General features: G+C 66.2%; 15 protein-coding genes and 1 tRNA gene. 4 read left to right on the forward strand and 12 right to left on the reverse strand.

Going from position 1 to position 21,500, the window contains the following annotated elements; genetic code table 11:
• Nucleotides 1-5 precede the first annotated feature (5 nt).
• Together CAL29_RS19100 and CAL29_RS19105 are read right to left on the reverse strand one after the other, a co-directional pair.
• Nucleotides 6-1,286 (reverse strand): hypothetical protein, encoded by a 1,281-nt coding sequence (locus CAL29_RS19100; RefSeq protein ID WP_094854635.1) that lies wholly within the window; start codon nt 1,284-1,286, stop codon nt 6-8.
• Between the two features lie 8 nt (nt 1,287-1,294).
• On the reverse strand, nt 1,295-2,071 hold the full coding sequence (locus tag CAL29_RS19105) for a WecB/TagA/CpsF family glycosyltransferase (RefSeq protein WP_256977578.1): 777 nt from the start codon (nt 2,069-2,071) through the stop codon (nt 1,295-1,297).
• Between the two features lie 262 nt (nt 2,072-2,333).
• On the opposite strand from CAL29_RS19105, the gene CAL29_RS19110 reads away from it, so the two are divergent.
• From CAL29_RS19110 to CAL29_RS19125, 4 genes are all read left to right on the forward strand, one after another.
• Complete coding sequence (locus tag CAL29_RS19110) at nt 2,334-3,548, forward strand: SLBB domain-containing protein (RefSeq protein ID WP_094854636.1); 1,215 nt, start codon at nt 2,334-2,336, stop codon at nt 3,546-3,548.
• A 119-nt stretch (nt 3,549-3,667) separates the two neighbouring features.
• Entirely contained in the window at nt 3,668-5,458 is a 1,791-nt protein-coding gene (locus tag CAL29_RS19115) for a GMC oxidoreductase (RefSeq protein ID WP_256977579.1), read from the forward strand.
• A 2-nt stretch (nt 5,459-5,460) separates the two neighbouring features.
• On the forward strand, nt 5,461-6,423 hold the full coding sequence (locus CAL29_RS19120) for an NAD-dependent epimerase/dehydratase family protein (RefSeq protein WP_094854637.1): 963 nt from the start codon (nt 5,461-5,463) through the stop codon (nt 6,421-6,423).
• A complete protein-coding gene (locus CAL29_RS19125) occupies nt 6,420-7,442 on the forward strand; it encodes a capsular biosynthesis protein (protein WP_094854638.1) in 1,023 nt (340 codons plus the stop codon). The genes CAL29_RS19120 and CAL29_RS19125 overlap by 4 nt, the downstream gene beginning before the upstream one ends.
• Here the strand turns inward: CAL29_RS19125 and CAL29_RS19130 are convergent.
• The 10 genes from CAL29_RS19130 to rpoD form a co-directional block, all read right to left on the reverse strand.
• On the reverse strand, nt 7,414-8,478 hold the full coding sequence (locus tag CAL29_RS19130; RefSeq protein ID WP_094854639.1) for an acyltransferase family protein: 1,065 nt from the start codon (nt 8,476-8,478) through the stop codon (nt 7,414-7,416). The two genes, CAL29_RS19125 and CAL29_RS19130, sit on opposite strands and share 29 nt — an antisense overlap.
• Nucleotides 8,478-9,776 (reverse strand): lipopolysaccharide biosynthesis protein, encoded by a 1,299-nt coding sequence (locus tag CAL29_RS19135; RefSeq protein WP_094854640.1) that lies wholly within the window; start codon nt 9,774-9,776, stop codon nt 8,478-8,480. Before CAL29_RS19135 ends, CAL29_RS19130 begins: the two co-directional genes overlap by 1 nt.
• Nucleotides 9,773-11,023: a glycosyltransferase family 2 protein gene (locus CAL29_RS19140; RefSeq protein ID WP_094854641.1), complete on the reverse strand. Its 1,251-nt coding sequence runs from the start codon at nt 11,021-11,023 to the stop codon at nt 9,773-9,775. The genes CAL29_RS19135 and CAL29_RS19140 overlap by 4 nt, the downstream gene beginning before the upstream one ends.
• 7 nt (nt 11,024-11,030) lie before the next feature.
• Complete coding sequence (locus CAL29_RS19145) at nt 11,031-12,032, reverse strand: glycosyltransferase family 2 protein (protein ID WP_256977580.1); 1,002 nt, start codon at nt 12,030-12,032, stop codon at nt 11,031-11,033.
• Between the two features lie 52 nt (nt 12,033-12,084).
• On the reverse strand, nt 12,085-14,451 hold the full coding sequence (locus CAL29_RS19150) for a cellulase family glycosylhydrolase (RefSeq protein ID WP_094854643.1): 2,367 nt from the start codon (nt 14,449-14,451) through the stop codon (nt 12,085-12,087).
• Nucleotides 14,448-15,860 (reverse strand): O-antigen ligase family protein, encoded by a 1,413-nt coding sequence (locus CAL29_RS19155; protein WP_094854644.1) that lies wholly within the window; start codon nt 15,858-15,860, stop codon nt 14,448-14,450. The genes CAL29_RS19150 and CAL29_RS19155 overlap by 4 nt, the downstream gene beginning before the upstream one ends.
• Before the next feature lie 10 nt (nt 15,861-15,870).
• On the reverse strand, nt 15,871-16,911 hold the full coding sequence (locus CAL29_RS19160) for a CpsD/CapB family tyrosine-protein kinase (RefSeq protein ID WP_094854645.1): 1,041 nt from the start codon (nt 16,909-16,911) through the stop codon (nt 15,871-15,873).
• On the reverse strand, nt 16,908-18,299 hold the full coding sequence (locus CAL29_RS19165; RefSeq protein WP_143277703.1) for a GumC family protein: 1,392 nt from the start codon (nt 18,297-18,299) through the stop codon (nt 16,908-16,910). Before CAL29_RS19165 ends, CAL29_RS19160 begins: the two co-directional genes overlap by 4 nt.
• Before the next feature lie 347 nt (nt 18,300-18,646).
• A tRNA-Ile gene (locus CAL29_RS19170) sits at nt 18,647-18,725 on the reverse strand.
• 32 nt (nt 18,726-18,757) lie between these two features.
• Nucleotides 18,758-21,034 carry an RNA polymerase sigma factor RpoD gene (gene rpoD / locus CAL29_RS19175; RefSeq protein WP_094854647.1) on the reverse strand — a complete coding sequence of 759 codons (2,277 nt, stop codon included), beginning with the start codon at nt 21,032-21,034 and terminating at the stop codon, nt 18,758-18,760.
• Between the last annotated feature and the right edge of the window lie 466 nt (nt 21,035-21,500).

Here is a 21,500-nt window from a genome sequence, read left to right on the forward strand (position 1 = left end):
CTCGCTCACGGCTCCTCGTTGATCGGGTCGCACATGGCCAGGTCCGGGCGGCGCCACAAGCAGTCGGCCGGCTGCATCATCTTGCGCAGGCTCTCCTTCTGGCGGCTGCCGAAGGTGTATTCGAAGCCGATCCGCACGAAATTCTGGTTATAGCTGTCCTGGGTGCTGTTGCCCCGCTGGCGGTCATGGTACACGTCCATGATCCAGCGCAGATTTTCCGTATGCTGCCATTGCAACCGCGCGCCCAGGCGCCAGATCTGCAAGACCTCTCCATCGCCCCCCGTGAAGGCGGTATTGCGCTGCCGGCTGTGCTCGATGCCGAGGCTCAGCGCGGTTTTCACCGTGGGACGCCAGGTGAAGGCGGCCAGGCCGCCCGTCTGCACGGAATACAGGACGGTGGGGTCATCGTCATAGGCATAGGGCCGCCGCCAGAGGTGCAGGTCCACGCGCGTCTTGGGCGAGTAGTCCCAGGTAGCCCGGCCTTCGAAGGTAAACAGCCGCGTGTCCCGATCCGTCAGGTTGTCGTAGTCGCGCTTGAGCAGACCGATACGGCCCTGTAGCAGGGTCTTCGGACTGTAGTCCCAGCGCGCGCCCAGGAAGGCCTCGTTGTCGGTGTAGCGGTTGTCGATGGTCGACACCAGCGCGGCGGTGCGATCGTAGTAGTCCACATTGGTATGCCGCAGCCCCATCTGGGCGATGGAGCGCCCGTAGCCCGCATAGCGTCCGGACAACTGCCAGCCCGTGTCCGTGCGGTTGTACAGCGTCTGGTTCGATGCCTGATCGTAACGGGTGCCGTTCCGGAACACGCTGATCACGGGCAGCGTCAGGCGGTCGGTGATGCGCAGGCCGATCTCGGCCGACTTGTTGTCGCGCGCCTGAAGATCGCGGTCCGGCCAGGTCAAGCCCAGGTTGGAGGCCAGTTGGTTCTGGTAGCCGTAATCGAAACGACCAGCCAGTAAGGGCGTAGCGCGCCAGTACAGGGTGGAAAGGAGATTGCGCGGTTGATGATCCAACTGCTTGTTGCTGGTGTAGCGCGCGTCGCTCAGCGTGCCGCCGATGTCCAGGCGGGTATCGTCGGACAGCAAGGGCATGCGCAAACCCAGCCCCAGGGATTTGACCGAGATGCCCGCGCCGTGGATGTCGGACGAAGAATCAGGCAGCCGCGCCGGATTGTTCTGGTATTGGTAGGAACTGCCGAGTTGAACCGCCCATTCAGCGGGACCGGGTGCGCCGGCCACCGGGGCGCCGCACAGCGCCAGGCCGGCGGCTGCCAGGGTCCGGCGCATTCCCCACCTCACGGCGCTGCTTTCGAACCGCGTTGGTTACGCCATTGCCGCAAGCACAAACCGAAGAAACGGGTGTCATCCACCAGATAGCGGCGCCAGAGCCGGCGGGGACTGCCGGCCAGGCGCCATGCCCATTCCATGCCGATGCCCTGCACCCACTTGGGCGCCCGGCGCTGCAGGCCGATGGCGAACTCCATGGCGGCGCCTACGCACAGGACGATGCCGCCCGGAAGCGTCGGCGCGTAGTGAAACGCCCAATTCTCCTGCTTGGGCATCCCGACGCACAGGAAAACCAGGTCCGGCGCTTGTTCCCGCACCTTCTGCGCGAACGATTCGCCCTCTGGCCCGTAGGGATCGAAGCGCATGGACGGCGCGACGATCTCGATGTCCATCCCCGGGAAAAAGCGTGCGAAGCCGTCCAGCAGCTTGGATTCCGTGCCTGGCATTCCGCCCAACAGCATCACGCGCCAATGCCCGCGCTGCGCTCTCCTGCACAAGGCAACGAACAGGTCGGCGCCGGTGACGCGCTCGGGCAAAGGCTTGCCCAGCCAGCGGCTGGCCCAGATCACCGGCATGCCGTCGGCGAAAATGAACTCCGCCTTGCTGTAGCGTTCGCGAAACTCCGGCGACTTGTCCAGGCGGGTCAAGTGGTCCACATTGGGCGTCACCACGACGCGCGCATGGCCATCGCGCCGCAAGGCGGCCTGCGAAAGGCGCTCCACCGCGGTAGCGAAGGATACCGCCGCGATGTCGAGGTCGAACAGGCGCACGCTGGGTACGGCCAAGGTTTCACCGCTCGCCAGCGCGAAAGATGCAGATACATGTTCTGGACTGGGCAAGGGTAGTACCTGGTGCGTAAGTAGGTAGGCTTTTTAAGTAGGATCTCATACTCATGCATGAGTTTCCTGCTCCCGATGGCGGAGGAAAGCCGCTCGGTTATTGTATTTAAAAACACTCCGTGTGAGAGTTTGCATCGGCTACTATTACCCCGCGCGGAACGAATTACGACCGGAGGACGGAGTGGCGGGCCTGAAAGCAGGGTTAGGAATGGCGGTATTGAGCGCGGTGCTGGGGTTGTCTGCGCCTGTTCGCGCCCAGGACTCGCCCATCCCCGACCCGGTCGCATCTCCTGTTGCGCCGTCGCTACAAGACTCCGCGCCGGCGTCGGTTTCCGACAACAGAACGCTGCCCACCGGCGACTACGGCCGCTACAACGCGCCGGTCCGGTCGCCCTCCTACACCATGCCGGCGCCGGTCCCGTCCCTGCCGACCACGGCGTCCCCGCGCGCGACGCCGATCCAGAAGCCGTATGCCCCTCCGCCCGCGCCGGTGGTGTCCGCCGCCAACAGCAATTACACGCCGCCGCCTGCGATGCCCGCGCCCAAGACAGGCAGCGGCGACCGCGGCTCGGAACACAACGCCGCCGGCAACCGCCTGCCGGACGACGGCGTCGTATCCGGCGCTGCCGCCAGGCGCGCCGACGCGCCGGCATCTTCCGCGCTGGCGCCCGCCGACGACGCGACGGAGCAGACCGTCAATGGCGCGATCGGCGCGGTCGGGCCCGGGGATACCCTGGGCATCAACATCATGGGCACCGGCGGCGCGCAAGCGCGCGTGACCGTCGATGCCGACGGCCAGGTGGTCGTGCCGATGCTGGGCAATGTTCGTGTGTCGGGCCTGTCCCCCTCGGCCATCGGCAAACGCATCGAACAGGGCTTGCGCGGCAAAGGTTTCATGACCAACCCGCAGGTGGCGGTGGAAGTGCTGACGCTGCGCAGCCGCATCGTGTCGGTGCTGGGCCAGGTGCAACGGCCGGGACGCTACCCGATCGAAGGACATTTGTCGGTGCTGGAGCTGCTGGCGATGGCCGGTGGCGCGAGCAGCGGCGCCGGCGACGTGGCCACGCTGGTGCGCCGCCAAGGCAACCAACGCATCAACCTGTACGTAGGGAACCGCCAGTCGCCGTCGCAGACCGTGCAGGACACGGAATTGCAGCCGGGCGACGTGGTTTTCGTGCCCGAGGCGCCGCGTTTCTACGTGTACGGCGAAGTCGGCAAGCCCGGCGCCTACCCGATCGACCACGGGCTCAACGTCATGCGCGCGCTGGCGCTGGCCGGAGGCCTGACGCCACGGGCTTCGGATAGCCGCATCGACATCGATCACACCGACGTGCTGACTGGCGAGGTTACGAAGAAGCGGGCCAAGATGACCGACGCCGTGAAGCCGGACGATGTCATTCACGTCAACGAACGCATCTTCTGAGTCCGCGCGCCACGTGCATGAAACACTGAAGCTGCCGGTGAACGCCGCCGTGCATTAATGATGCGGGAGCCTGCCGTTCACCGGTTGCATGCCGGTGTGCCGCACCCGTCCGGAGCGAGATGATGATCCTGGACGCCACTACGATCCCCTCGGGTTCCGTATTGAACGCCGACATCTGCATCGTCGGCGCCGGCGCCGCCGGCATCACGCTGGCGCTCGCCCTGATGGACAGCGGCCTGGATGTCGTGCTGCTCGAAAGCGGCGGCCCGCGCGTGGAGAAGGACACCCAGGCGTTGTATCGGGGCACGGTGCCGGATGCGCGCCTGCACAGCGAACCAGACCGCTATCGCGAACGCCGCATGGGCGGCTCGACCACGATCTGGGGCGGCCGCTGCATGCCGCTGGACCCGATCGATTTCGAGCCGCGCCCATACATCGCCCACAGCGGCTGGCCCATCGGCCTGGACGATTTGATGCCCTATTACCCGCGGGCCAATCAGATCTGCGAGGCGGGCGACTACGCGTATACCGTGGAGACGGCCTTCCATCATCCGATACGGCCGATGATAGAAGGCTTCGAAAGCCCGGCGTTCACGACCAATACGCTGGAGCGCTTCAGCACGCCCACGGACTTTGGCCGACGCTATGCCGAGCGGTTGCGTCTGGGGCCCGTGCGGGTGATCCAGCATGCCAATCTTTGCCGCCTGGACAGCGGTACGCCCGGCGCGCGGGGAGATGCCCGCGATAATGCCCAAGGGAACGCGGCAATCGGCGCTGCCCATGTCCGCACGCTGTCCGGCAACGCCTTCACCGTCCGGGCGCGCGCCTATGTGCTGGCCACCGGTGGCCTGGAGACGGCGCGCCTGCTGCTGGCCAGTCCCGGCGCCAGCGGGCGGGGACTGGGCAATCGAAACGACGTGGTGGGCCGCTACTACATGTGCCATATCGCCGGCACGATAGGGACGGTGGATCTGTCGCGCGCGGCGTCGGCATGGCACGGCTACGAGGTGTCGGACGAAGGGGTGTATTGCCGGCGCCGCCTGGCCCTGCGACCGGAGGCGCAGCGGCGCCTGCAGGTCGGCAACTTCATTGCGCGCCTGCACCATCCGCGCATCGCCGATCCCGGGCACGGCAGCAGCATCCTGTCGGCGCTTTATCTGGCGCGCCCCATCGTGCCGTACGAATACGCCAAGCGTCTCTACGGCGATGCGCCGGGCACCCTCGGCTTATGGCTCAGGCACCTGGGTAACGTGATCATGGGCATGCCGTCCGCGGCGGCGTTCATGTGGCGCCTGTTCACACAGCGCAAGCTTGCCGACCGCAAGTTCCCCTCCATCATCGTGCATCCGCGCAACCGCCGCTACAGCCTGGACTTTCACGCCGAACAGGAGCCCAACGTCGACAGCCGCGTGACGCTCGGTACGGACACGGACGCGCTGGGCGTGCCGCGCTTGCACGTCGATTGGCGCTACACGAAGCGTGACGTGGAGACGATCCAGGGGGCGTTGGCGGAATTGGCAAGCGCCTTGCACGCAAGCGGCGTTGGCAGCTTCGAGTACGACCCCGCCCTGGTTGAAACGGAAATGACGCGCTATGGCGCCTACGGCGGCCATCACATCGGCACGGCGCGCATGGGCCGCGATCCGCGCGACAGCGTGGTCGACGCCGACTGCCGCGTGCATGAAGCGGGCAACCTCTTCGTCGCCGGCGCGGCCGTCTTTCCGACTTCCGGGCAAGCCAACCCCACCTTGACCATCGTCGCGCTGGCCCTGCGCCTGGCGGCGCATCTGCGCCAGGTGTATGCGCCCGTCGCCACCGGGACGGATGGCTGCGCGCGAGGCGACATCGCCGAGGGCCATCGCGCTCAAAACCATCCAGCGCAGGGCGATACAGCCATGGAAACCGTATAGATATGAAGCAAAGAATACTGGTGCTTGGCGGCAACGGCTATGTCGGCCGCCGCGTGATTGCGGCGCTGGCGGCCAGCGATTGGGCCGAACCGGTGGCCGGTGTACGACGGGCCCGGGCGTCGGACGCGCGGGTCCGCCAGGTCTTGCTCGATGCGACCGACGCGGCGGCGGTGACGAGCGCGCTGGGCGAGGTCGATGCGGTCGTCAATTGCGTCGCGGGCTCAGCCGACTCGATGGTCGGCGGCGCGCGGGCGCTGAGCGCGGCGTTGGAAAAGCGGGGCGGCGCCGCACCGCGGGTCGTGCACTTCAGCTCCATGGCGGTATACGGACCGGCGCGGGGCGACGTCACCGAGAGCCAGGCCATGGCGACCGGCATGGGCGGCTATGCCGGCGCCAAGGTGGAAACCGAGCGGCTGCTGGCGGGACGCGAAGCCGTGGTGACACTGCGGCCAGGCTGCATCTACGGTCCCGGCAGCCCGCAGTGGAGCCTGCGTATCGCCAGCCTGCTGCGCGCGCATCGCATCGGCGACCTGGGCGCCGCCGGGGACGGTTGCAGCAATCTGGTCTATGTCGATGACGTCGTCGCGGCGGTGCTGGCCGCGTTGAGGGCGCCGGCTCAGATGACGGCCTCGGGCCCGGTCTACAACCTCGCGATGGCGCACGCGCCCGACTGGAACCGGTATTTCCTGGAGTACGCGCGCGTGCTCGGCGCGGTGCCGTTGCGGCGCATCGGCGCGCGCCGCTTGAAAATTGAAACGCACCTGTTGGCGCCGGCGTTGAAGATCGCCGAGATCGGCTTGCGGCGTGTGGGCATCCGCGTTCCACCGCCCATTCCGCCGTCCCTGCTGCGCCTGTGGCGCCAGGACATACGACTGGTGTCGACGCGCGCCGAAAACGAGCTGGGCCTCGCCTGGACGGCGCTGGCGCACGGCGTGGCGGCCAGTGTGCCGGGGGGACGCGCATGACCGCGGATTATCCCTACCGCGTGGCCGCGCAGATCAGCATGTATCCCATGGACTATCCCCATGCCGCGCTGCTGCTGCCGCACCAGTTGCGCGTCTGGTCGCCCATGGTCGACCGGGTCCTGGTGACCGTGGACACGCATCGCAGCGCATCCGGCCGTTACCGCGGCAGCCATTTCGATGAATATCGCGCCAAACTGCTGCGACTGGCGCGCGACCTGCGCGCCGACTTCCCGCAGCTCGACGTAATCGAGGTGGATTACGCCGCGGCGGCGCGACGGGAGGTGGCGCGCGATTTCTTCGGAACGGAAGACATCCCGGTCAAGGCCTGGGACGGCGGCCCTTTCTATGCCTACTTCTATGGCATGCATCACAGCCGCGCGCGGCACATCGTGCATTTCGACGGCGACATGCTGTTCGGCGGAGGCAGCACGCGCTGGGTGGAAGAGGCCATCGACTACGCCGAAGGGGATCCGACGGTGCTGCTTACCGGCCCCTTCCCTGGGCCGCCCGCCTCGGACGCAGCCATCCACGGGCATGGCTTGCCCGTTCCACAGCGGCTCGATGTCGCCGGCGCGCCGGCCTATCGTTTCCAGTCCGCCAGCACCCGTATTTTCATGCTCGACATGAAGCGGTTTCGCGCGACGCTGGGCACGCTGCCCTTGCTGCGTCCCGGTGCGTCGCAGCGTATGAAGTCCCGTCTCCTGGGCAATCCGCCCGATGTGCGCGAGGCAGAAGTCATTCTGGGCGAAGTCTTGCGGCAGCACGGGCTGTATCGCGTCGACCTGCTCGGGTCGGCGCCGGGGCTGTGGTCGCTGCATCCGCCCTATCGCGGCGCCGAGTTCTATCGCAAGCTGCCGGAACTGGTCGCGGCGGTCGAATCCGGCCAGGTGCCGGCGGCCCAGCGCGGGCATTACGACGTGCACGACAGCATGATCGACTGGTCCGCGCAACGCGCCGCGACGCGTCCTCACAAGCGCTGGCTGCGCATGCTCAAAGACCGGCTACGGACCGGCGCGTAGCAGCCTTGGAGGCGTCCTGTTCGCGCTGTTTCTTGAAGAAGGCGATCAGCGGCCTTTCCAGCAGTTCATAGACCAGGATGCCCACCAGGATGCAGGCCGCCAGGCCGGCGGCGCAGAACCCCGCCCGGCCACCCGGCAAGGCATCCAGGTGCAGCTTGCGCCAGCCTTGGCTCACCGCTGACAGCACGAAGGCATGGGACAAGTAGAGCGAATAGGATGCGTCGCCCAGTTTGTGAAGGAAATCCATGCGCGGCAGCGACTGAAAGCGTTCCAGCAGGATCGCGCCCACCACGATGGCCATGGCCGGCACGCCTTGCGCCAATGGGCGGGGCGCATCGGGCGCCGCGACGGACATCAGGGCGATGACGATGAAACCGCCGATGACCAGCAGCCAGCCCAGCGCCGCGGAGCCGCCCTTGTGCGGCCGCGAAAACCACCACCCCACACCCATGCCGAGCAGGAACTCAAGCACGATGTCCGAGGTGTAGACCTTGAGAATGGGCTGGCCGTCGCCGACCACGAACCATCCAAGCAGGCTCAGCCCCACCAATACGACAGCCGTGGCAATGAAGCGCCACCGCGTAGGCAATACCAGCGTCAGGCCGAAGATCACGTAATACAGCATCTCGTAATTGAGCGTCCAACCTACCGTCAGCACCGGTTCGATCAGCCCGGACGGGTTGTGCACCATCAGGAACAAGTAGGACGCAATGACGTGAAACGCGCCGAAGCGCGTGGTCTGCAGCAGTTGCGGCGCGATCAGCATGACCGCCACCGCCACCGAGGTCAGCAGCCAATAGAGCGGAACGATGCGCACCGCGCGGCGCTTGTAGAACTCCAGGATGCCCACCTTCCTGTCACGCGTCGTGATCCACATGAGAAAGCCGCTGAGGACGAAGAAGATATCCACGCCGGCGGCCAGCCAATGCGGCCAATAGCCCCGGTAGCCCATGCGCTCCAACTGCGGATAGAGATGGACGACGACAACCATCATGGCCGCGACGCCGCGCAGATACTGTATGGAAAGAATGTCCATCAATGAGCGCCTTGTCGTTCGTTCGGCGACCGCGTGGCCGCGTCATCCTTGCGGACTTCCCGCAGCACCAGCACGATGACGCTCGCGCAATAGCAGGCTTCGCCGGCCAGGATGCCGATGGCCGCGCCCATCGGGCCCACTTGCAGCATCGCCGCATAGCTGATGCCGAGCGAGAGGATGGCGCACGCCAGCGCCGCGCCGCTGAGCGCCTGGAAACGTTGGCGCAACACCGCCACCATCATCACCGGCTCGCGCATCACCATGAGGATGAACAGTGCGCACCATAGCAGCAGCAAGGTATTACGTTGCGGAAAATCCTTGCGCATCAGGTCCAGGAAGATCCAATCGCGCAACAGCCAGATCACGATGCCATGGACTAGCGTGATCACGCCCAGCGCCAGTGAAAACAGCATGAGCCGGCGCAGCGTGCGGCGCGCGCCCATCTGGTGCATCCAGTGCGAAGCCAGGGGCGCCAGTTGCTTCTGCATCCCGGCCAGCAGAAGATTGATCGGCATCAGGGTAAGACGTGTCGCCGCCAGGGCCGCGACCGCCGTCAGGTCCAGCGTCGCGGCGGTGAGGAAATTGTAGCCTTGGTTGAACAGCCAGTAGATGACGCCGCCGGAAGCCGCCCAGGCCCCCACGCGAGCAATCTCGTGCAAACGTCCCGGCGCCGCGCCGCCGTCGATGTCCGTCGCCAGGTTGCGGCGCAGCAGCCTCGCGCAAGCCAGTGCCGCCAGCATGCCCGCCAGCAGCGCGCCGACCGCGGCCATGGGCGTCCGAACGGCCAACGCGCAGCCGGCCAACAGCACCACGACGTACACCGCATCGGCGGCCAGCACCTGGTGCGGCCGGCGGTACATCAACAGGATGCCGCGAAGATATTCGCGATAGAGCGCGGCCAGGATCAGCGCCGTGGCGGCCACCACCACGGCGGCGGACTGGCGGTCCAACAAACCGGTTGCCCAGCCCCCGCACGCGGCGGCCAGCGCGAGAAGGCCGCCCGACAAACCCCAGCGCTTCTGATCGCGCAGCAGGCTGCCCATCCAATGGCGGCGCTGGGCCTCGTCCAGCGAAGGCAGGCGTATCACCATCGGGGTGCCAATGAACGTGCCCTGCAGCGTGGTCAGCAGGATCATGGTGTTGAAGGCGAGGATGTAGAACCCGTATTGCGCCTCGGGCGCGTAGCGGATCAGGATCAGGCCAACGCCGAAATTGGCGGCGGACAACATCGCCTGGTCGACGATGGAACTGCCGAACAGGCGCGCGATACTGGAGGCGGACGAACGTGGCTGGCTCATTGCGTATGCCGGCCTTCATCCCGGCCTTCATCCCGGCCGTTGTCCCGGACCTTGTCCCTCGCCTTGCCCCGGTCGGTCCTGATCCAATGCTCGTTGCCGCGATTCCGTATCACGATATACAGCTTCCAGAGCACGAAGAACGGCGCGCGCGCCAGATCCAGCAGTGCGCGCGGGCCGAGCGGCGACAGTTGCCAGCCGCGCAGGACGTGCAAGGCCAGGACCATCAGCAAGACCGCGGCCAGGAGCGGCCATACCCATAGTCCGACGCCTGGCATCGACAAGGACGCCAGGCCCCCCAACGCCAGCAGGGCGGCCGTCTGCAGCACGATATAGCCCAGCGGCAGCGTCAGCAGGTCCATCGCCAGCTCTATGCATAGCCAACTGGGCTGGCGCAGCCCCTGCCCCAGCAGGCGCCCGGTATAGGCGCGCACCACGCCCAGCCGGCCGCCCTCCCAGCGCTGGCGCTGCGTGCGAGAGCCGCGTTCGGATGCGATCAGCTCCGCGTCGGCGCTGGCTTCGTCGATATATACAACGCGATGGCCATGCAGTCCGAGCACGATGCCGTATTCCAGGTCTTCCGTCATCGAATGAATGTTGAAGGGGACTTCGCGCAACAGTTCATGCGTCATGCACATGCCATTTCCGCGCAATCCGAACGACGCGCGCAGACGTTCGCGCCCGCGCCCGCGGACGGCATGGAAGGCGCCATAGGCCATGGTCACGAGCCGCGTGCGCCAGGAGTCCTCGGGGTTCAGTACGCCGTAGTGGACCTGCATCACGGCGGCGCCCGCTTCGATGCGCGCCGCATAGGCCGACAGCAGATTGGGCGTGACTTCGGTGTCGGCGTCGATCACGGCCACGGCGTGCGCGCGGCCATCGGCGGCGCTGCGGGCGATGCCGTATTCCAGAGCGTAGCCCTTGCCGCGGTGAACCTCGTCATGGCGTTCCAAGACCGTCGCGCCGGCAGCGCGCGCGAGGTCGGCGGTGTCGTCGGTGCAGTTGTCGGCGATGACGAGGATGCGGAAGTTCTTGCGTGGCCAGTCGACGTTGGCCAGGCTACGCAGGGTGCGCTCGATCACCGCCGCCTCGTTGTGCGCGGGGACCAGGATGTCGAAACACAGGTCGCGCCGGCTTGGCTGGGGTCGCGGCAGGCGCGCCGACAGAAGCGTCAGCACACCCAGGTAGCCAGTGGCCACCGTCACGGGAAATGCGATGATCGCCAGGATGAGGTGCAGTAGATAGGACATGGCGGAATCAGGCGTACTCGCGGTAGCGGCTGCCCCAGAGCGTGGAGAGCTTGCCGTAGTTGGCATAGGCGCGCGCCAGCCAGCGCACCGCGTGGTGACGGCCGAGGGGCCACAGGAGCAAGGCGAACATGGCCGCGGCCAGCATCTGTGCGATGGCGCGGCCGAAGAAGACGAGTGTGCGGGCCGCGCCCGGACGCGCATCCAGCTTGCCGGCGCGGAAGTGAATGGCAAAGTCCTGGCCGCCGCGCAAGGCGCGGTTCAGTATCCACGAGACATGCATGCGGCCGTCGGCAACCGGTTCCATGACGTGCGCTTCGTCGCACCAGACCAGGCGCGCGCCCTGCCCGGCCAGGCGCATCAGAAGGTCGCCATCCTCGCCGCCGGTCAGGCCATGGACGGGGTCGAAGACCGGATGCGGATGCTGACGCCGCAGCCAGCGCGCGGCCAACATGATGTTGCCGAAGCGCAATGAATTGCGGGGAACGATATCGCCGCTGCGAAACCGGGACCAATCGTAGAAGCCGCCGCGGCGTATCCAGGCGGGGGCGTGCGGCGGAAGCTCAGGGATGACGGGCGCCTGCACGCCATCGGCCCGATGCTCGCGCGCGGCCGCGATGAGGAGCGCCAGCCATTGCGGCGGGGCACGCTCGTCGTCGTCGATGAAGGCCAGCCATGTACCTTGGGCCAGCGCCACCGTCATGTTGCGCGTCAGCGAGATGTTTTTTTCCGGCTGAACGCCATAGACCAGGGCGCAGCCGGCTCGCGCCAAGGCCGCGCGATGGCTTTCCACGACGCTGCGCGCGCTGCCGTCGGGGTCGTTGTCCACCACCACGACCTCTCTTGGGGGCAGCGTCTGCGCGGCCAGGTCTTGCAGCAAGGCATCGAGCAGCGGCAAGCGCCGGTACGTGGCGATGCACACGGATACATCGTCGGCGCCGGACGGCTGCGTTGCCGCATCGGCGGCAGGCAGGCCGGGACGCGACTGCGGCTGCGGCTGGACCGTCGTCAAGGCATCCTCTCCAAGCGGCTTCCCTCGAGGCGTCTGGCGCGTTGATCGGATGTCAAGGCGTCTCCTCGTAGACCAGTTCATACCAGGGCGTGGCGCCGGCATTGCGGTATTGAACCCGGATGCGCGCGCCGCTGGCATCGGTGCTCGCATCGGCCTGGCTCAAAGGCGCGCTGCGCCCGCCGGCGCCGTCCAGCGGATACACCGTCAGCTTGCCGATGCGGGGCGCCAGCCCCAGTTCCAAAGGAATGCGGCGCAGCCAGGCGGGCGGACGGGTCGCCATGTCGCCCGACGGGCCTTTGCCGCCGGCATCGGGTTCCAGTGTCATCCAGTCCGTGCCGCGATAGGCGACGCGCTGCTTGGGCCGCTGCGGCATGGAGCCTGGCTGGGTGCCGGTGGTGTCGTTGCCCAGGCTCAGCAGCAGATGGCGCGACTGGGCCAGCGGGCGGCCATCCAGCGACGTCAGTAGCATGCTTGCCGCGCCGGGCGCCCCTGTGTCGGGCGCCCCTACGCCGGGCGTCCCAAATTGCACCCATGTGCTGGCGCCGTTGATGCGCGTCGTGCCGGTGGCGCCGAACACGCCCCACACGGCGGGCGCATCCAAGATGACGCGTCCGACGGCGGCATCCTGGCGCAGGGCGCCATCCGGCGTGGCGTAAACCTTGGTCGCTGCGGGATCGGGCAGGCCGGGTATGGCGGGCGTGGCGCCGGCGGCGGGCGTCAACTGCATTGCGACCTGGCCGAGATAGGCCAGTTGCGGCCGTACCCCCGCGCCATCGGCCAGGCCATGGGTGATGGCGTCGAAACGGCGATCGCCGCCCAGCGCCAGACGCTGCTCAGGCCCGAGCGCAATGTCGATGCGCCTGGGTAGCGGCGCCAGCAAAGGCTGACGGAACAGCCGCGCGCTCTGGCCCGCCAATGCGACGCGCCCCCAGTCCCCGCTCAGGGAAAAGCGGGACGGCGCCAATGGCGCACGCTGTGCATCGCTGTAGTCGAAGTAGAACAGGCCATCCCAGTCCTGCAGCGCGGCCACCGCGCTCATCAGCGGCAGGATCTCGGCGCCGCGGGGGTTGGGGAAAGGCTCGTTGAATTCGCTGATCACATAGGGTCGCTGCCGATCGCGCCGCAGGGACAAGGCCAGCACGCGATCGAATTCATTGCCGCTGGCGGTCAAGCCGGGAATGCGCCAATCGTCGGCGCTGCTCTTTATGTCGGGATGCGCAACATAGAAGTGTTCGTCGATGTAGTCCATGGCGGCCTGCGAATCGAAATTCAGCAAGCCGCCAAAGCCCATCTGCGTCCCGGTCACCGGCACCCAGGCATCGGTGCTTTCCTGGACGACACGGCGCAAACGTTCGAAGTAGGCTTGGTCGGTGGCGGCCAGGAAACGCAGGAAATCCTGTTCGCGTGGGTCTGCGCGCTTTTTGTCTTCGCCGAACCAGGTGTCGAGGCGGCGCGTGATTCCCGACCGCAATTGTGCGAGCCCGGTTTCGTAGACCCGCCGTTGTCCGGGCGTCGGCAGTTCGCCGGCGGCGTTGACGCTACCCGCGCAGCCGGACCAGGCCGCGCACGCCTGAGCCAATGAACCGTAGCGCCGCGTCAGCCAGGCACGCCATTGCCTCTGCAGTTCAGGCGCATAGGCCGAGGGTACCGTGGCTTGCCAATCCTGGCCCAGCCACGCGGCCAGCAGGGAAGACTCGTTGTTGATCTCCACCATCGCCAGCGCGGGGTTGCCCTTCAGCTCCAATGCATGGATCAACTGCCGCGCGTAGGTTTCCTGTTTTTCTATGAGCCGCGGATAGTAGAGATGGATGGCCGCCGTCCCGGGCGGCGTTTCAGCGCCGCCATCCAGCGCGGGCAGCCCGTCGACGCCGGGCCGAAAGCGATAGCCGACATGGAGGTTCAGGTCGACGTAGATCCCTTCCTTGGCCAAGGCCTGGATCAGACCGCGCAGCCGCGCCACGGCGGCGGGGCTGAAGGTCGGGAAAGGACCGCTGCCGAGGATGCTGATGGGCGCGTCCGGGTAGTCGGAAGGCAGGGAATCCAGGTGATGCAGGCGCACCGCGTTGAAACCCAGCGCGCGTAGCTGGCGCGCCAACTGCCTGGCCTCGGCGTCGTCGGGGAAGTTGGCGCCAAAGGTCAGGTTGACGCCGAACAGGCGCACGCGTTGATCGTCCGCGGTTCCCGGCAGGCCATCGCGCCCGACCCGGTAGAAATGACCGTCGTGCGCGACGATGCGCGCGCTGGCGTCCAGGGGCTGGTTCAGCGCGGAGACATCGGGCGCACCGGCCAACGCGGCCGGGTTCATCTCGAACTGGAAGTAGTCCCCGGCGGTTGCCGCGCAGACACGTCCGCCCACGCCGGCAAGCAGAATGGCGCCCACCGCCGCGCGCCGCGCGGCGGCGATGAAGCCGCGCGTCATGGGTTTTGCTCCCGGTGACTTGGCGTCAACGTGGTTCGGCGTGCAGGCGCGGCGGCGGGTTCCCACGCCAGCCGCGCTTCGCGTGCGTGGCGCCGGCCCGCAGCGTGGTGCGCGGCAAGCCGGCCGCTGATTGCCAGCGACGAGCAAATGAACATGATGTTCTGGAAAGACGTATCCCGCAGGATCTGGCTTTCCGAAAAATTACTGACCATGATCGTGACAAAGATGCCCAGATGCATCGCCGCGTCCTCGCGGTCGAGCCGGAACAGCCTCATGATGCTGATCATGTGCCAGATCACGCACAGGACGAACAGGCCCATGCCCACCTGACCCATGTCGATCAGGATGTCGAGAAAGCCATTGTGCGCCTGGCCGGGCAGCCAACCCAGCTTGTCGCCGACATACTGCGACGGGCCGCCGGCACCCGTCCAGAACGCGCTGTAGCCGACTCCCCAGGTGGCATGCTGCCGTATGGTGATATCGACCAGGCTCCAGATTTCGCCGCGGCCCGTCAGGTCGCTGCTCTTGTCGAACAGCGAGGCCACCTGTTCCACGGCATCATGCGGCGTGGGCATGCGGCCTTGCGACACGTAGAAGAGCAGCAAGCCATAGAGCGCCACCGTCAGCACACCCAGCATCACGATGGCGCCCGCGTGGCGGCCACCCAACCAGCGCCGGCGTGTAAACAGGTAAGCGCATCCACCAAGGCCCGTGACCAGAACGGCGGTGGCGCTCCTGGCCATCACAAGCATGAAGGCGGCGAACAGGAAACCGAGGGCGCTTCTGCCGCGATGCCGCGGCTCCATCAGACATTCGCGCATCCACAGCAGCGCCGCGAACCCCGCAATCGACCCCAACATGTTTTTCTGCCAGGTGATGCCGCGCCAGGCGTTGCCCAGGAACGTATCGACACCGACGCTGGGAATGAGCAGCGCCACGAAGAAGGAGATGACGAGGATGATGGTGTAGGAACCCAGCACGACACGCAGGAACTGGCGCGGAGTACTCAGGGGCGGCGCGATCGCCAGGCCGATCAGGATCAGCCCCGCGAAAATGATGGTGCGCTTGATCGTGATGTCGGGATAAGGCGACCAGGCCGCGCTCGCCCCACAGTAAAGCATGATGACGATCAGGAATGGATTGGACGCGCGCAGGTTCATCAACACCCTTCCCGCGTGCCGCAACGCCAGCAAGGCCGCGCCGATGAACAGCGCGCCGAACTCCAGTTGGCGCAGCATGGATCCCTGCGTCACGGTGTGGTTGGCCTCGGGCCCCAGCGCATTGACGGACAACGTGTCGGGCACGATGGCGAACAGCAGGCTCAATCCCACCAGCAGCCAGACCGCCCAGCGCTCGCCGCGGCTTTGCGCGTTGGAAATGACCGGCATGACAGTCGCGGTCAGGGCCATGGGCGCCTCCTCAGCGGCGTTGCCGCGCCGGCGCGGAGCCGCCCAGCAGGCTGGACAGACGGCTACCCAACCGGTTCAGCAGTCCGCGCGGGCGCGAGCCGGCTTGCAGATCGTATTCGTTGTAGACCGTGCCCAGTACTCTCACGCCCGCCGTCTCCAACGACTGCGCGGTGCGTTCAAGGTCGGCCAGGCGCGTGACGTCGCGGCGCGCGACGAGCAGGCACGCGTCGACCTGGCGCGCGATGCTTTGCGCGTCGGGCGAGTGGTTGGCGGCGGGCGTATTGACGATGAAGATTTCGTAGCTGCCGGCATAGGCCGTCAGCACATTGTCCAATGCCGGTTCGCGCAGCAGTTCGGCGGGATTGGGCGGTTGCGGGCCGGCGTCGAGCACGGCCAGCTTCGCGAAGCCCGGAATCGCGCGGGCAGGGCCGGCGGCGGCGCGGCCGGCCAGGACGCTGGATAGTCCCGCGGAACCGGGGCCGTTGCCCAGCATGGGGCGCTGGCCGCTTGCGCGCAAGTTGGCGTTGACGAACAAGGTGCTGCGGCCAGTCTGCGCGAAGGCAATGGCCAGGCTGGCGGACAGGTAGGCGCGGCCTTCGCTGTCATCCGGGCTGACGATGGCCACGGCGATGCGGGGCTGTCCCTCCAATCGAATGGAGATTTCCGCGCGGATCTGCCTGATGGCTTCCGCCTCCTGGCTGAACGGGGTAGCCGCGATGGCCAGCGGAATACCGGAATTCTGCTGGCGGGCCGGCGTGTAGTCATAGTGGTACTGCTCGGCCAGGACCGATTGCACCCGGTCTTCCGACACGAAGCCCAGTTTCACCGCGGCCTGGCCGAAGCGCAGCCCTTCGGACTGCTGCAGTTGCACGACGTGCCGGACTTGTTCCTCGGTCAGCAAGCCCAAGCGCATGAAGCGTTCGCCCATTTTCTCGGCGGGCATGGCGGAGGGCGCGGATGCCAGGGGCGCCGTGGCGGGTGCCGTCTCGCCTGCCTCGGAGTGCGGCTGGTTGAGACGTTCGAGCAGGGGGCGCGAGGAGGTTTCGCTCATATCCGTGCGGGGGTGAGAGGCTCCATCCGGCGGCCGATGCGGCCAAGCACCGGCAGGCGCGTGTTACGCAGCAGGTCGTCCATGCAGCGGATGCGGCGCTGGCTCAATTCCAGCAGCAGCGCCAACGCCAGCCCGGCGAAGATGCCCACGACCAGGCCCAGCGCCAAGCTGCGCTTGATACGCGGGCGGGATGGCGCGGTCGGAGTGTCCGCGGCGCGAAGGATGGCCAGATTGGGCAGCGAAATATTGCTGGCCATCAAAATGCCGTCGTATTTCTGCAGCGCGGTCTGGTAGACCTGCTCCACGCCGGCGAACTGCCTTTGGTATGCGGCAATGCGGTCGCGCTTTGCCATCTGGTCCAGCACTTTGGCGCGCTGGCTGTCGATGTCGCGTTGCAGCGCTTCTTTCTGCGATTGCAGGCGGTCCAGGTCCGCGCGTTGGGCTTCGACGGCGGCCTTGGCCTGGCGGGTGATTTCAGCCTGCATCTGGCCGCGCTGCGCCATCAGTCCCAGCACGTTGGGATGGTTGGGACCGAGCGAACCGCGCAACTGGCCCAACTGATGATCGACGACCGTTAGACCGTTACGCAGATCGTTGATGGCGGCCACTTGTCCGGCCTGCGGCAGATCTTCGGGCCGCACGCCGCTCTTGAGCAGGCTGTCGGTACTCTCGTTGCGGGCACGGGCCTCCTCCAGTCTGGCCTCGAGGGTCAGCATGCTCGTCATCATGTCGTTGAGGCGGCGCTGATCGATATCGTTGTTCTGTTGTGTATCGACGATTCCCGTTTCCCGACGGTAGCGGGTCAGCTTGTCCTGGATGGCGTCCATTTCGCCGCGCAATTGCTCCAGTTGCGCCGTGTACTGCTCGCTGCGCGCGCGAGCGGCCGCCGACGAGATGTTCTGGCTGACGGCGATGTACGAGTTCACGATGGCGTTGGCATACTCGCGAGCCTTCTGCGGCGTATTGGCCGAGAACGATACCGTCAGCACGCGGCTGTTCTGCTGCTTGGCCACTTCCAGGTTGCGGCTGATATAGGAAACCAGTTCATTTCGCGCCGCGGAGCCGTCCCGGGCGTCGGCGCCCGACAGCAATCCCAGCGTCTTGATCATGTGATCCGCCACGGCCTGGCTTTGGATCATGTCGATCTGGGTCTGCATATAGCTTTCGTCGAGTAGCGCCGAGAAGGACCTCCCATTGATGGGGTCGTTCTCGCGATAGTCGATGAAGACGTCCGAGGTAGCCGTCCAGACGCGGGGCAGCGCCAGCACCAGCAAGGCGGTCAGCAGCAACGTCGCCAGCGCCACCCCACCGATGAGCTTGGCGCGCGCCGCCAGCATGGCCCGCACTTGATTCAACGACAACAGATTGTATTCGGAGGACGGGCTCACGACGCAGACCTTGAGCGGGGTAGCGAATTGTAGTGACCCATTCTACCGGAGAGGTTCTCGGCGCAGGGCGCCCAGGGACATGATTTTTCAGGCAAATCCCCGTGCGGGTCCGCCAATGTGGCGACGTTGCAGCGGTCGGGGCAGCGCGGGATGTAAGAGGCGTTTAACTTATTACCATTTGAAATACAGCACGCTTGGGGGTGACGCAGCCTCCGATGCGCTCACGCGGTAGATCCACCATTTACCGCGCCCGCGACGCTCTTGCCTGGGGATCACTTCGCGCCTCATCCAATTGAAAAGCCTCTTGCGTGAACGCATCACGCAAGAGGCTTCTTGAACGAAAGATTTGGTAGCCCCCCTCGGAGTCGAACCGAGCACCAACGGATTATGAGTCCGCTGCTCTAACCAGGCATGAGCTAGAGGGCCTTATGAAACCGATGCCAGACCCTGCCTGTGCCTTATTGACCTTCGAGGAAGCTCTTGAGCTTGTCGGCCCGGCTGGGATGACGCAGCTTGCGCAGCGCCTTGGCTTCTATTTGACGAATACGCTCACGCGTGACGTCGAACTGCTTGCCGACTTCTTCCAGCGTCTGGTCCGTGCTCATTTCGATACCGAAACGCATGCGCAGGACCTTGGCTTCGCGCGGCGTGAGCGAGTCTAACACTTCTTTGACCACGTCGCGCATGGAGCCGTGCAAGGCCGCGTCCGAAGGCGCCAGCGTCGCGGTGTCCTCGATGAAATCGCCCAGGTGCGAATCGTCGTCGTCGCCGATCGGCGTTTCCATGGAGATCGGTTCCTTGGCGATCTTCAGGATCTTGCGGATCTTGTCCTCCGGCATGTCCATCTTCTGCGCCAGCGTCGCGGGATCCGGCTCCGCGCCGGTTTCCTGCAAAATCTGGCGGCTGATGCGGTTCATCTTGTTGATCGTTTCGATCATGTGAACCGGAATACGGATGGTGCGCGCCTGGTCCGCGATCGAGCGCGTGATGGCCTGGCGGATCCACCACGTGGCGTACGTGGAGAACTTGTAGCCGCGACGGTATTCGAACTTGTCCACCGCCTTCATCAGGCCGATGTTGCCTTCCTGGATCAGGTCGAGGAACTGCAGGCCGCGGTTCGTGTACTTCTTGGCGATGGAGATCACCAGGCGCAGGTTGGCCTCGGTCATTTCGCGCTTGGCCTTGCGGGCCTTCGCCTCGCCGGTGGCCATGCGCTTGTTGACTTCCTTCAGGTCCTTCAAGGGCAGCACGACGCGCGATTGCAGGTCGATCAGCTTCTGCTGCAATTCCTGCACCGCCGGCACCTGGCGTTCCAGCGTCTCGGCATACGGATGGCCCGCGGCGACTTCGTCGAGCACCCACTTCAGGTTGGTCTCGTTGCCCGGGAACACCTTGATGAAGTGCGTGCGCGGCATGCCGGCGCGGTCCACGCAGGTATGCAGGACGGCGCGTTCGAGCTGGCGCACTTCCTCGACCTGGTTGCGCAAGGTGTCGGCCAGCCGCTCGACCATCTTGGCCGTGAAGCGGATGCCCATCAGCTCGTTCTGGATGGCTTCCTGCGCCTTGACGTAGACCTCGGACTTGTAGCCCTCGGTCTCGTAGGAGTTGTGCATCTTCTCGAACTGGCGCGCCACTTCGTCGAACTTGGCCAGCGCCTTGACGCGCAGGTCTTCGAGCTGCTTGCTGCTCATGCCGCCGGCCGGGCCGTCGTCGTTCTCGTCCTCGTCGGCCGAAACGCCGGCGCCCGCGTATTCCTCGCCGTTTTCGGCGTCGACCAGGCCGTCGACCACTTCGTCGATCTGCGCCTGGCCCTCACGCACGCGCGTGACGTGGGCGATGATTTCGTTGATGGTGGTCGGACACGCCGAGATCGCCATCACCATGTGCTTCAGGCCGTCCTCGATGCGCTTGGCGATCTCGATTTCGCCTTCGCGCGTCAGCAGCTCGACCGAGCCCATTTCGCGCATGTACATGCGGACCGGGTCGGTGGTGCGGCCGAAGTCCGAATCCACCGTGGTCAGCGCGGCTTCGGCTTCGTCCTCGACGTCGTCGTCGTTGGCCGCCACCGGCGCGTTTTCGCTCATCAGCAGGGTTTCGGCATCGGGCGCCTGGTCGTAGACCGAGATGCCCATGTCGCTGAACGTGCTGATGATGCCGTCGATGGCTTCGGCGTCCACCAGGTCGTCGGGCAGGTGGTCGTTGATTTCGCCGTAGGTCAGGTAGCCGCGGTCCTTGCCCAGCTTGATCAACTGCTTCAGGCGGTTGCGGCGGGCTTCGTATTCCTCGGGCGTGACGGGGCCGCGCGCGATCAGGTCCTTCGCGTCGCCCTTGCCGCGCTTGCCGCCGCGCTTGACCGGCTTGAGATCGGGCAGGACTTCGCCGTCGCCGTCGCCGGCATCGTCGAAATCGCCCCCGTCGTTGTTCGGGTTCTTGGAGGGACGGCCCGGGCGGCGGCCGCTGGGCGCCGAGGCCGGACGGCCCACCAGTTCAGCCAGCTTGTCTTCCGCCTTCTTGGCCTTGGCCGCCTTGGCGGCCTTCTCGGGCTGGTCGCCGGCCGTCTTGGAGGCCCGCTTGACCGCCGTCTTGACGGCGGCAGCCTTGGACGCCACCTTCACGGCCGCCTTGGCCGTGGTCTTCTCCGCCGCCTTGCTGGTCGCGCGTTTCGCGCGCGGCGCGACGGCGCCGTCTTCGGGCGTTGCAACTGCAGGAGAGGTGATGCCGGTGGATTTGGTCATGGTCGCTTCCGTGGACGTTACAGGCCGCGAGGCCTGCCGCACCGCTATCGACGGCTCCGGCGAAACGCCGGGACCGAGTCAAGTCGCGTACTTTCTTCAAAACTGCGCGGATAAAACAGCAACGAACTGAATTACCGCTTTCACAATACGGCCGGCCCCGGTATCGTCGGCGTTGCGCGGGAGTGCTGGCGGGCCCCAAGAGGCGGATCTGCTGGCGCGTCGGCCCTAAGCAGTAAATGTTCGCTCTAGCACTACACCGGCCAACGGCCGAACATACCGGGGACAGGCCCCGGACCGGCAATGCGGCGGACCACCGAGGGCCCGGGCGCGACACCGGTCTTCTTCATCTTTCACTACCCGTTTCGCCCGGGGAAATCAGCGGAAGGCCGCGGCGAATCAGGCACAATGCGTGCATAGGCCCCGCGCAACCGCCCGCCGGTTTCAGCGGCGAAGACAACTTTATTAG

The organism is Bordetella genomosp. 10 (assembly GCF_002261225.1).
Taxonomy (GTDB): Bacteria; Pseudomonadota; Gammaproteobacteria; order Burkholderiales; family Burkholderiaceae_B; genus Bordetella_C.